This is a genomic window from Pseudomonas sp. HC1(2025), assembly GCF_058742075.1.
Genome location: NZ_CP196017.1, coordinates 4,081,954 through 4,094,502, shown reverse-complemented (window position 1 = coordinate 4,094,502; position 12,549 = coordinate 4,081,954). Strand labels below are relative to the sequence as shown.

Sequence of the window (12,549 nt, the reverse complement as noted above, 5' to 3'; positions counted from 1 at the left end):
ACTAATCGTTTCGGAGATCGCCATGTGTCAGATAGGCCACGCAGGTACTCACCCAGCTCACCATCCAGCAGAAACGGACCCGCCGTCCAAGGCGCAGTTTTACGGCCGTGGAAAACGCTCCTTGAACACCGATCAGGTCGCAAGGCACCTGACGCGCAGTGGCATGCGCTTTTACGATCGAGACCGGGACGGCAAGACCCAGGTTTCTTTCAATCTTCGCGGGTTCACCGAACCACAGAAAGGCTGTGCCCGCCGGGCCATGGAGGCTTGGCAGGACGTAGCCGATATCAGCTTTCATGAAAATGCGCGCAAGGCAGATGGATCGATTCAAGTCACTGGTTCCAATCGCATGGAAAGTGGCGTGGCATGGGGTCCTGATCGGCATAACTCCGGCGCGCGCGCCATGATCGGGACACGCCGGGCGGCACATGCACCTCAGGAAGGGAGTTATTTCAACACCACTATGGTGCATGAGATCGGCCATTGCCTGGGGCTGGCCCACCCCGGGGAGTACAACGGCGGGGGGACGTACGAAAGGGATGCGACGTTCGCGCAGGACACCCGGGCCGGCACGGTCATGAGTTACTGGGCCGAGACCAAGCACGCCGGTCATGATTTCCGGGGGCTGATGCCCTCGGCACCGATGATGCATGACATCGCGGCGATTCAGAAAATGTATGGGGCCAACCACAAAACCCGTAGTACAGACACAACCTACGGCTTCAACTCCAATACCGGGCGTGACGTCCTGAGCCTCAAGAATGCACGCGAGGCGGCGCTGTTTTGTGTGTGGGACGGGGGCGGCAACGACACCCTGGATTTTTCCGGGTATGGGCAGAACCAGAAGATCGACCTCAATGCAGAATCATTCTCGGACGTCGGCGGCCTGCGCGGTAACGTCTCCATCGCCAAGGGCGTGACCCTGGAAAATGCCGTCGGCGGTTCTGGCAATGATGTGCTGACGGGCAATGATGCGGACAATCGCCTCAAGGGCGGCGCCGGGGCAGACAGGCTGCGCGGGGGGGAGGGCGCTGACACTTTCGTTTACGACAAGGCCAGTGACTCCACGCCGCGCAACCCTGATCGGATCGCGGATTTTACCAGTGGTACCGACAAGATCGATGTGTCCGGGGCCCTGAGAGAAGCCGGTATCAAGGGCCTCACGTTCTCCAGTCAATTCACCGGGCAGCCCGGCAATGCGGTGCTCAGCTACCAGGAGAGTACCGGGCGTGGCAGCCTGGCGATTGATATGAACGGCAATGGCAAACCTGATCTGCTGGTGATCACCACCGGCAAAATCGCACAGGCCGATATCGTGACGGGAGGGCAGGCGCCCACTCCGTCGCCGCGACCTACGCCTACGCCGGCCCCCGTACCTGAGCCAGAAACCAGCGCTTCGCTCCTTGCGACAGTAGCGAGTTTTCTCCAGCAAACCCTCACCCTGTTCCAGTCGCTCTTGCGCATGCTGGAGAAGAGCCACCGGTGAACCCCAGGCCGGGGCCCGAGCGTACTGGCGTCGTGTCGAACGTCAGGCGCTCACCGCCGATGCCGCCCGAGACACACTCAAGAACCGCAACAGCGCCACCAGCGGGAACAGGCTGCCCACCACGATCACCCCAAGCCAGCCGCCGTGCTCATACACGCTGCTGGCAATCGCTGAACCGAAGGCGCCGCCGATGAAAATGCTGGTCATGTACAGCGCGTTCAGGCGGCTGCGGCTATGGGCGTCGAGGGCGTAGATGCTGCGCTGGCCAAGGACCATGTTCATCTGCACGCAGAAGTCCAGGACCACGCCGGTCACCGCCAGGCCAATCACGCTGTAGATCGGGTGGATAAACGCCGGCAGAAAACTCAGCGCGGCAAACAGCATCGCCAGCAGCGAGGCGCGGTGGGTATGGCCAGCATCGGCCAGGCGCCCGCTGATAGGGGCGGCAATGGCGCCGAGGGCACCGACCAGGGCAAACAGGGCAATTTCGCTTTGGCTCAGCCCATGGTTACGCGACAGCTCCAGGGGCACGGCGGTCCAGAACAGGCTGAAGGCCGCAAACAGGCAACCCTGGTAGAACGCCCGTTGACGAAGCAACGGTTGTTCGCGCAGCAAGGTGCCCAACGAACGCAGCAACTGGGCATAGCTGGCGCTGTGATCCGGCTGGCGCTTGGGCACGGTCAACAGCAGTACCACGCTGATCAGGACCATCATTGCCGCCGCCGCCATGAACATCGCGCGCCAGCCGAAGTGGTCAGCCACCAGGCTGGACACCGGCCGTGCCAGCAGGATGCCCAGCAACAGGCCGCCCATGATGCTGCCCACCACCCGGCCACGGGATTCGGCGGGCGCCAGGTGCGCGGCCAGGGGAATCAGAATCTGCACCGACACGGAGCTGAAGCCGATCAGCAACGACACCAGCAGGAACAGGTTCGGCTGCTCGGCAAAGCCCGCGCCCAGCAGGCTGGCGATGGCGACCACGGTGGTGATGATCATCAGCCGGCGGTTTTCCAACAGGTCGCCCAGCGGCACCAGGAAAAAAAGGCCCAGGGCGTAGCCGATCTGGGTCAGGGACACGATCAGGCTGGCCATGGCCGGCGTCAGGCCGATGTCCGGGGCAATCAGTTCAATGATCGGTTGGGCGTAGTAGATATTGGCGACGATAGCGCCGCAGCAGAACGCGAACAGCAGCACCATGCCACGGGTCATGGTGGCGGTCGCGGGCGGAGTAGCGGTCATGGTGTTCTCGTTAAAACGGGGAAGGAGGATGCGAAGGGTAAAGGGTAGGCGAGGGACGAGGTAAGTGTTACTGATGATTTCAGACATGCCTGGCATTAATGTCTTGCGCACAACCCAATGTGGGAGCGGGCTTGTCGGATCGCCGCATCGCCGCGATGGCGGCGTATCAGGTTAGAAATACCTGGCTGATACACCGCTGTCGCGAGCAAGCCCGCTCCCACATTGTTGAGCGTGTCCGGTCAGTTACTGGCCGTTGTAGATCTGGTCGAAGACTCCACCATCATTGAAGTGGGTCTTCTGCACGGTGCGCCAGTCACCAAAGGTCTTCTCCACCGACAGGAAGTCGACTTTCGGGAAGCGATCGGTGTACTTGGCCAGCACCTTCGGGTCCCGTGGACGCAGGTAGTTGTTGGCTGCAATTTCCTGGCCTTCGGCCGACCACAGGTATTTCAGGTAGTCATCGGCCACTGCACGGGTGCCCTTTTTATCGACCACTTTGTCGACCACCGACACCGGCGGCTCGGCTTCGGCAGAGACGCTTGGGTAGATCACTTCGAACTGGTCGCGGCCGAATTCACGGGCAATCATTTCCGCTTCGTTTTCAAAGGTCACCAGCACGTCGCCGATCTGGTTGGTCATGAAGGTAGTGGTCGCGGCACGGCCACCGGTATCGAGCACCGGAGCTTGCTTGAACAGCTTGCCGACAAAGTCCTTGGCCTTGTTTTCATCGCCGCCGTTCTTGAGCACATAGCCCCAGGCCGACAGGTAGGTGTAGCGCCCGTTGCCGGAGGTCTTGGGGTTGGGCACGATCACCTGCACGCCATCTTTGAGCAAGTCCGGCCAGTCTTTGAGGGCCTTGGGGTTGCCCTTGCGCACGATAAACACGGTGGCGGACGTGAACGGTGCGCTGTTGTTCGGCAGGCGGGTGACCCAGTTGTCGGGCACCAGTTTGCCGTTGTCCGCCAGGGCATTGATGTCGGTGGCCATGTTCATGGTGATCACGTCAGCCGGCAGGCCGTCGATGACCGAGCGCGCCTGTTTGCTGGAACCGCCGAAGGACATCTGCAAGGTCAGCTTGTCGTTCGGGTGTTCGGCTTGCCAGTGCTTCTGGAACGCCGCGTTGTAGTCCTTGTAGAAGTCACGCATCACGTCATAGGAGACGTTGAGCAGGGTGGTCGAGGCGGCCTGGGCGCCGACAGACAGTGCGAGGCCTGCGGCCAGGAGCGAAGCGCTAACAAGTTTTTTCACTGCTCATTCCTTGTTGTTCGAGAAGGTAGTGGCTTATAGCCCACGACTATAGCCGGGGCGGCATAGACGCTTAAAGATTAAAAAGAACTTTGCTTATTCCACTTTTTTATAGAGCCCGTTGCCACAGCGTGAACAGAAGGCCGCATTGGGTTCGTGGCTGCTTTTCTGGCACACAGGGCAGTCGTGTTGCAGTTGCTCGCCGCGCATGGCGTTGGCCAGTTCGGCGGTAAAGATCCCGGTGGGCACGGCGATGATCGAGTAGCCGGTGATCATCACCAGCGAGGAGATCACCTGGCCCAGCGGGGTCTTGGGCACGATGTCGCCAAACCCCACGGTGGTCAGGGTCACGATAGCCCAGTAGATGCCCTTGGGGATGCTGGTAAAGCCGTGCTCCGGGCCTTCGATCACGTACATCAGGGTGCCGAACACCGTTACCAGGGTGCAGACGCTGACCAGGAACACCACGATCTTCTGCTTGCTGCCGCGCAGCGCCGACATCAGGTAGTTGGCCTGCTTGAGGTAGGGGCCGAGCTTGAGCACCCGAAAGATCCGCAACATGCGGATGATGCGGATAATCAGCAGGTACTGGGCGTCGCTGTAGTACAGGGCCAGGATGCCGGGGACGATGGCCAGCAAGTCCACCAGCCCGTAGAAACTGAAGGCATACCGCAACGGTTTGGGCGAGCAATACAGGCGCAGGCCGTACTCGATGAGGAAAATCAGCGTGAAGCCCCACTCGATATAGGCCAGCACATCGGCGTAGTTCTGGTGGATCTGGTCGATGCTGTCGAGCATCACGATCACCAGGCTGGCGAGGATGATCAGCAGCAAGATGCCGTCAAAACGCCGCCCGGCCACCGTGTCGCTCTGAAATACCATGACGTAGAGCCGCTGGCGCCAGTCGTTGTTGCTGTCCATGAAGTCCGCCTGAATCGTAGGTCTGCGAAGCCTAGGGGGATTCGAACGGGCTGTCCACGTTGACCCTGTGCCGCAGGCGCAACGTCGCGCGCACCAACCAGCAGGCGAGGATAAACGGTGCAGTCAGCGGCGCCAGGTGCAGGCCGGCAAAACCCGGGGCAAGCAGGCTGGCCAGGAGGATGCCGAGCAACGGCAGCCAGGGTTGGCGCCGGTAGTGGCTGAGGGCCAGGGCGGCAAGTGCCGGGTTATAGCTGTGCAGGCCGAGCAGGGCGCCGGCGGGGTCGTCGAGCAGCAGGCCGAGCACCACGCCGCTGCCGGCCCCGAGCATCGCCCACAGCGCCGCGCGAGGACTGGCCAACAGCAGGCCAAGGGCTATCAGCAGGCCGGCCAGCGGTCGATCCAGCAGCACGACCTGGCCCAGCCCGACCAGTGGCGCGCTCAGCCAGTCCAGGGGAGTGGCGGCAATGAGGGGCAGGGTGGCCGGTGAGACCGTGCCGAGCAGCAGCCAGCCTAACCCGACGAAGGGCACCGTATAGGCGGGCAGGTCATCGCCATGGGCCATGCGCTTGACCCATTGCCGGGTCAGGATCGCACTCAGGCCGCCGCACGCCAGGATCAGCGGCGGCAGCAATGCTGACCAGGCAAAGTGCTGGCCGATCAGCAGCCCCAGTAACACACCGTTATAGCTATAGAGCCCGGCCTGGCGCTCGGCCTTGGGATAGTCGCGGCGCTGGGCCGTGAGCAGGCCGGCGACCCCGCCCAGCAGCGCACCGCCGAGCAGGGCCGGGGCGCAGGCGAGGATCGCCAGCAGGCAGAGCAGGCCACACAGCGGGTGGCGTTGCAGGAAGATCTGGCTGAAGCCGTTGAGCAGGGCTTCGGCCCAGTCGGGGCAGGTTGGGTTGGGCATGGTGGGTAAGTCAGTAAGACCGAGTTGCCCCCATCGCGAGCAACCCCGCTCCCACATTTTGATCTGCGAACACGGTCAAATGTGGGAGCGGGCTTGCCCGCAATAAGGCCCGAACAGACGCTAGATCAACGTCTCGATACGCAGCGAGTTGGTCGACCCCGGCTGCCCAAACGGCACCCCCGCGGTGATCAACAGCGTATCCCCACGCTGCGCCATGCCTTGGGCCTGGGCGATTTCCAGCGCTGTGGAACACACCTCGTCCACCTGCCGCAAGCGGTCATTGACCACCGAATGCACGCCCCAGGCCACGCTCAAGCGGCGCGCGGTGGACAGGTTCGGCGTGAGGTTGAGGATCGGCACCGCCGGCCGCTCCCGCGCCGCGCGCAGGCTGGAGCTGCCCGACTCGCTGTAGTTCACCAGCACCGCCACCGGCAGGATGCTGCTGATCCGGCGGATCGCGCAGCTGATGGCATCGGACACGGTGGCGTCGGCCTTGGGCCGGCTTACATCCAGTTGGGTCTGGTAGTCCGGGCCGTTCTCCACCTGGCGGATGATCTTGCTCATCATCTGCACGGCTTCCAGCGGGTATTCGCCGGACGCGGTTTCGGCCGAGAGCATCACCGCATCGGTGCCCTCGGCCACGGCATTGGCCACGTCCGTGACTTCGGCGCGGGTCGGGGCCGGCGAGAAACGCATGGATTCGAGCATCTGCGTGGCCACCACCACCGGTTTGCCCAGTTGGCGGCAGGTGCTGATGATGTCTTTCTGGATTTGCGGCACGCTTTCGGCCGGCACTTCCACACCCAGATCGCCTCTGGCGACCATGATCGCATCGCTCAGCTCGGCGATTTCCTGCAGGTGGCGCACCGCCGAGGGCTTCTCGATCTTCGCCATCAAGAACGCCTTGTCGCCGATCAGTTCGCGCGCTTCACGGATGTCTTCGGGGCGTTGCACAAACGACAGTGCCACCCAGTCCACGCCCAGTTCCAGGCCGAAACTCAGGTCGCGGCGGTCCTTGGCGGTCAGTGGGCTGAGCTCCAACAAGGCTTGTGGGACGTTCACCCCTTTACGGTCGGACAGTTCGCCGCCATTCAACACCGTGGTGTCGATCGCATCGGCATGCTTGGTAATCACCCGCAGGCGCAGCTTGCCATCATCGAGCAACAGGTCCATGCCCGGTTCCAGGGCCTTGATGATTTCCGGGTGGGGCAGGTTGACCCGCCGCTGGTCGCCCGGCGTGGGGTCGAGGTCCAGGCGCAACGCCTGGCCACGCACCAGTTGCACCTTGCCCTCGGCGAAACGCCCGACCCGCAGCTTCGGCCCTTGCAGGTCCATCAGGATCCCCAGCGGGTAATTGAGCTGGCGCTCGACCTGGCGGATCCACTGGTAGCGCTGGGCATGGTCGGCGTGATCGCCATGGCTGAAGTTCAGGCGGAAGATATTCACCCCGGCTTCCACCAGCTCGCGGATGTCATCGATACCGTCGGTGGCCGGCCCCAGGGTGGCGAGGATTTTGACTTTCTTGTCAGGCGTCATGGGCAGCAGTCTCAAGTATCAAAATGGCGCGGAAGTCGTTGACGTTGGTACGGGTCGGCTCGGTGACGATCAGCGCGTCGAGTGCCGCGAAATAGCCGTAGCCATTGTTGTTGTCCAACTCATCGCTGGCCGACAGGCCCAGGGCCTCGGCGCGCGCGTAGCTGGTGGGGGTCATGATTGCCCCGGCGTTGTCTTCGGAACCGTCGATGCCGTCGGTATCACCGGCCAGGGCGTACACGCCAGGCAGGCCCTTGAGGCTGTCGGTCAGGCTCAGCAGGAACTCGGCGTTGCGTCCGCCACGGCCATTGCCGCGCACGGTCACGGTGGTCTCGCCGCCGGAGAGGATCACGCAGGGCGCCGCCAGCGGCTGGCCGTGCTGCACGATCTGCCGGGCGATGCCGGCGTGGACCTTGGCCACATCCCGCGCTTCGCCTTCCAGGTCGCCGAGGATCAGCGGGCTGAAGCCGGCCTGGCGCACTTTGACCGCCACCGCTTCCAAGGACTGTTGCGGCCGCGCGATCAATTGGAAATGGCTGCGCGCCAGGCACGGGTCCCCGGGTTTGACGGTCTCTGACTCCGGGTTCTGCAACCAACTGCGCACCGAGGCTGGCACTTCGATCTGGTAACGCTTGAGGATCGCCAGGGCCTGTTGCGAGGTGCTCGGGTCGCCTACGGTCGGGCCGGAGGCAATCACCGTGGCCTGGTCGCCCGGCACATCGGAAATCGCGTAGGTGTAGACCGTGGCCGGCCAGGCGGCCTTGGCCAGTCGCCCGCCCTTGATCGCCGAGAGGTGCTTGCGCACGCAATTCATCTCGCCGATGGTCGCGCCGGATTTGAGCAGGGCTTTGTTGATGGCTTGTTTGTCGGCCAGGGTGATACCCGCCGCCGGCAACGCCAGCAGCGCCGAACCGCCGCCGGACAGGAGGAAGATCACACGGTCGTCTTCGCCAAGGTTGCTGATCAGTTCCAGCACGCGCTTGGCCACGGCCTGGCCAGCGGCATCGGGCACGGGGTGCGCGGCTTCGACCACTTCGATTTTCTGGCAGGGCGCGCCGTGGCCGTAGCGTGTGACCACCAGTCCCGAAACCTCGCCCTGCCAGCTGTTTTCCACGACCAGGGCCATGGCGGCCGCAGCTTTACCCGCGCCGATCACGATCACGCGGCCGCTGCGGTCGGCGGGCAGATAAGGTTCGAGGACTTGCCGGGGGTGGGCAGCGTCGATGGCTGTGGCAAACAGCTCGCGAAGCAGGTGTTGCGGATCGACCGACATAAGCGGGCTCCCGGGTTCTTGTTATTGGGTTTGCAACGTGGAATGAGGGCCAAATGTGGGAGCTGGCTTGCCTGCGATGGCGGTGTGTCAGGCGATTAATCTGTCACTGAACGACCGCTATCGCAGGCAAGCCAGCTCCTACCAGGGATTGCATTGGAAAAGGGGCGGTTACTTATCGCGAATCGAGAAATTCGCCATATGTTCCAGGCCCTTGATCAGCGCCGAATGGTCCCAGTTGCCGCCGCCAATCGCGGTGCAGGTGCTGAACACTTGCTGGGTGCCGGCGGTATTGGGCAGGTTGATCCCCAGCTCCTTGGCGCCGGCCAGGGCCAGGTTCAGGTCCTTCTGGTGCAGGTTGATCCGGAAACCCGGGTCGAAGGTGCCCTTGATCATCCGCTCGCCATGCACTTCGAGAATCTTCGAGGAGGCGAAGCCGCCCATCAGCGCTTCGCGGACCTTGGCCGGATCGGCGCCGTTTTTCGCGGCGAACAGCAGCGCTTCGGCCACCGCCTGGATGTTCAGGGCAACGATGATCTGGTTCGCCACCTTGGCGGTCTGGCCATCGCCATTGCCACCCACCAGGGTGATGTTCTTGCCCATGCTCTGGAACAGCGCCAGGGCGCGTTCGAAGGTCTGCGGCTCGCCACCGACCATGATGCTCAGGGTCGCGGCCTTGGCGCCGACTTCACCGCCGGACACCGGTGCGTCGAGGTACTGCGCGCCAGTGGCGTTGATCTTGGCGGCAAAGGCCTTGGTGGCGGTGGGCGAGATCGAACTCATGTCGATCACCACTTTGTTCGGCGACAGGCCAGCCGCTACGCCGTCGGCGCGGAACAGCACGTCATCGACCTGGGGGGTATCGGGCACCATGACGATGATGAATTCCGCTTCCTGGGCCACTTGCTGCGGGTTGGCCAGGGCCACGGCACCGGCGGCGACCAGCTCGGCGGGCGCCTTGCCGTGGTGCTCGGAGAGGAACAGTTGGTGACCTGCTTTCTGCAGGTTCGCGGCCATGGGTTGGCCCATGATGCCGGTGCCGATAAAGCCGATTTTAGCCATGGTGAAGTCCTCTTTTTATTCTCTGTGCGAGCCTGGCCCGGTCTACCAGACCCAGGCGATCTAAATGTGGGAGCGGGCTTGCTCGCGATTGCGGTAGATCAGTCGACAAAAATGTTGAATGTCAGACCTTCGCGAGCAAGCCCGCTCCCACAGTTGGGTTGTGTGTATTTCGGTCAGATCGCGTTATGGCTCTTGAGCCAGCCAAGACCAGCCTCGGTAGTGGTCAACGGCTTGTACTCACAGCCGACCCAACCCTGATAGCCAATGCGCTCCAGATGCTCGAACAGGAACCGGTAGTTGATTTCACCGGTGCCCGGCTCGTTGCGCCCCGGGTTGTCCGCCAGCTGGATATGGTTGATCTGATCCAGGTGCGTGGCCATGGTGCGGGCCAGGTCGCCTTCCATGATTTGCATGTGATAGATGTCGTATTGCAGGAACAGGTTGGCGCTGCCCACCTGTTCGCGAATCGCCAGGGCCTGTGCGGTGTTGTTCAGGTAGAAGCCGGGAATGTCGCGGGTGTTGATCGCTTCCATCACCAGCTTGATGCCCACCGCTTGCAGCTTGTCGGCTGCGTACTTGAGGTTGGCGACGAAGGTTTTTTCCAGGGTGGCGTCGTCCACGCCGGCAGGGCGAATCCCCGCCAGGCAGTTGATCTGGGTATTGCCCAGTACCTGGGCGTAGGCGATGGCCAGGTTGACCCCAGCGCGAAACTCCTCGACCCGGTCCGGGTGGCAGGCCAGGCCGCGCTCGCCGCTGGCCCAGTCACCGGCCGGCAGGTTGAACAGCACTTGGGTCAAGCCGTGGGCGTCGAGTTGTGCCTTGATTTCGGCGGAGCTGAACTCGTAGGGGAACAGGTATTCCACCCCGCTGAAACCGGCATCGGCGGCGGCTTTGAAGCGGGCGAGAAAGTCCTGTTCGGTGAACAGCATGGACAGGTTGGCGGCAAAACGCGGCATGGGGTTCTCCTTAATCGAGCAATGAAATGGCAGTGGGTGCGTCGTTGCCCACCAGTGCCAGATCTTCGAATTCATTGACGGCGTTGATCTCGGTGCCCATGGAAATATTGGTCACGCGCTCCAGGATGATCTCGACAATCACCGGCACCTTGAACTCTTCGATCATTTCCTGGGCCTTGCGCAGTGCTGGCTGGATCTGGCCCGGCTCGAACACACGCAGGGCCTTGCAACCCAGGCCTTCGGCGACGGCAACGTGGTCGACGCCATAACCGTTGAGTTCCGGGGCGTTGAGGTTGTCGAAAGACAACTGTACGCAGTAGTCCATTTCAAACCCGCGTTGGGCCTGGCGGATCAGCCCCAGGTAGGAGTTGTTCACCACCACGTGGATGTACGGCAGCTTGAACTGCGCGCCCACGGCCAGCTCTTCGATCATGAACTGGAAGTCATAGTCGCCGGACAGCGCCACTACCTTGCGGCTCGGGTCGGCCTTGACCACGCCCAGCGCAGCGGGGATGGTCCAGCCCAGCGGGCCGGCCTGGCCGCAGTTGATCCAGTGGCGCGGCTTGTAGACGTGCAGGAACTGCGCACCGGCAATCTGCGACAGGCCAATGGTGCTGACGTAGCAGGTGTCTTTGCCGAACACCTGGTTCATCTCTTCGTACACCCGTTGCGGCTTGACCGGGACGTTGTCGAAGTGGGTCTTGCGGTGCAGGGTGGCTTTGCGCTGCTGGCAATCATGCAGCCAGGCGCTGCGGTCCTTGAGCTTGCCGGCGGCTTTCCACTCGCGGGCCACTTCGATAAACATCGTCAGCGCGGCACCGGCGTCGGACACGATGCCCAGGTCCGGGGTGAACACCCGGCCGATTTGCGTCGGTTCGATGTCGACGTGAATGAACTTGCGACCCTCGGTGTACACCTCCACCGAGCCGGTGTGACGGTTGGCCCAACGGTTGCCGACACCCAGGACCACGTCGGACTTGAGCATCGTAGCGTTGCCATAACGGTGCGAGGTTTGCAGGCCGACCATGCCCACCATCAGCGGGTGATCGTCGGGAATGGTGCCCCAGCCCATCAGCGTCGGGATCACCGGGATACCGGTCAGCTCGGCGAATTCCACCAACAGTTCGCTGGCGTCGGCATTGATCACGCCGCCACCGCTGACCAGCAGCGGGCGCTCGGCCTGATCGAGCATCGCCAGGGCCTTCTCGACCTGGATCCGCGTGGCCAGTGGCTTGGCCAGGGGCAGCGGCTGGTAGGCGTCGATGTCGAACTCGATCTCGGCCATCTGCACATCGAATGGCAAGTCGATCAGCACCGGGCCGGGGCGGCCGGAGCGCATTTCATAGAAGGCTTTCTGGAACGCATACGGCACCTGGCCAGGTTCCAGCACGGTGGTTGCCCACTTGGTCACTGGCTTGACGATGCTGGTGATGTCCACGGCCTGGAAGTCTTCCTTGTGCATGCGGGCACGGGGCGCTTGCCCGGTGATGCACAGGATCGGGATCGAATCGGCCGAGGCGCTGTACAGGCCGGTGACCATGTCGGTGCCCGCCGGGCCCGAAGTGCCGATGCACACGCCGATATTGCCGGCCTTGGTGCGGGTATACCCCTCGGCCATGTGCGAAGCGCCTTCCACGTGGCGAGCGAGGACGTGATCGATGCCGCCGACCTTTTGCAGGGCCGAATACAACGGGTTGATCGCAGCGCCTGGGATGCCGAAGGCGGTATCTACACCCTCACGACGCATCACCAGGACAGCGGCTTCGATTGCTCTCATTTTGCTCATGGTTTTGGTGCCTCTTGCGTTTTGTAATTGTATACAAGTGGTGTTGCCTCAAAGTGTATTCACGGCGAGCTACGCAGGTCAATCCATTTTATTCTCGGGCCTGTGCATTCGTCGGAAGGCTTTTTAGCGGGAGTATTTCGACGT

The 12,549-nt window shown here is 62.7% G+C and carries 10 protein-coding genes; 1 reads left to right on the top strand and 9 read right to left on the bottom strand.

What is annotated here, in order from left to right:
- Positions 1–121 precede the first annotated feature (121 nt).
- Positions 122–1,486 (top strand): M10 family metallopeptidase C-terminal domain-containing protein, encoded by a 1,365-nt coding sequence (locus tag ACSSVH_RS18065; protein ID WP_492633573.1) that lies wholly within the window; start codon positions 122–124, stop codon positions 1,484–1,486.
- A 42-nt stretch (positions 1,487–1,528) separates the two neighbouring features.
- Here the strand turns inward: ACSSVH_RS18065 and ACSSVH_RS18060 are convergent, their stop codons facing one another.
- The 9 genes from ACSSVH_RS18060 to gcl all read right to left on the bottom strand — a co-directional run bounded on the left by ACSSVH_RS18060 (position 1,529) and on the right by gcl (position 12,405).
- Positions 1,529–2,725 (bottom strand): MFS transporter, encoded by a 1,197-nt coding sequence (locus tag ACSSVH_RS18060; RefSeq protein WP_492633572.1) that lies wholly within the window; start codon positions 2,723–2,725, stop codon positions 1,529–1,531.
- A 243-nt stretch (positions 2,726–2,968) separates the two neighbouring features.
- On the bottom strand, positions 2,969–3,973 hold the full coding sequence (locus ACSSVH_RS18055; protein WP_169956439.1) for a sulfate ABC transporter substrate-binding protein: 1,005 nt from the start codon (positions 3,971–3,973) through the stop codon (positions 2,969–2,971).
- Positions 3,974–4,066: 93 nt separating this feature from the next.
- Positions 4,067–4,891: an ion transporter gene (locus ACSSVH_RS18050; protein ID WP_169956441.1), complete on the bottom strand. Its 825-nt coding sequence runs from the start codon at positions 4,889–4,891 to the stop codon at positions 4,067–4,069.
- A 31-nt stretch (positions 4,892–4,922) separates the two neighbouring features.
- A complete protein-coding gene (locus ACSSVH_RS18045) occupies positions 4,923–5,798 on the bottom strand; it encodes an urea transporter (protein WP_169956443.1) in 876 nt (291 codons plus the stop codon).
- Between the two features lie 120 nt (positions 5,799–5,918).
- Entirely contained in the window at positions 5,919–7,334 is a 1,416-nt protein-coding gene (pyk, locus tag ACSSVH_RS18040; RefSeq protein WP_169956445.1) for a pyruvate kinase, read from the bottom strand.
- Entirely contained in the window at positions 7,324–8,604 is a 1,281-nt protein-coding gene (locus ACSSVH_RS18035) for a glycerate kinase type-2 family protein (RefSeq protein ID WP_169956447.1), read from the bottom strand. The genes pyk and ACSSVH_RS18035 overlap by 11 nt, the downstream gene beginning before the upstream one ends.
- A gap of 168 nt (positions 8,605–8,772) precedes the next feature.
- The gene (locus tag ACSSVH_RS18030; RefSeq protein ID WP_169956449.1) at positions 8,773–9,663 is read right to left on the bottom strand and encodes a 2-hydroxy-3-oxopropionate reductase; all 891 of its coding nucleotides are present in this window, start codon (positions 9,661–9,663) and stop codon (positions 8,773–8,775) included.
- Between the two features lie 173 nt (positions 9,664–9,836).
- Positions 9,837–10,619 (bottom strand): hydroxypyruvate isomerase, encoded by a 783-nt coding sequence (hyi, locus tag ACSSVH_RS18025; RefSeq protein WP_169956451.1) that lies wholly within the window; start codon positions 10,617–10,619, stop codon positions 9,837–9,839.
- Between the two features lie 10 nt (positions 10,620–10,629).
- Positions 10,630–12,405 carry a glyoxylate carboligase gene (gene gcl, locus ACSSVH_RS18020; RefSeq protein WP_057438849.1) on the bottom strand — a complete coding sequence of 592 codons (1,776 nt, stop codon included), beginning with the start codon at positions 12,403–12,405 and terminating at the stop codon, positions 10,630–10,632.
- Positions 12,406–12,549 lie beyond the last annotated feature (144 nt).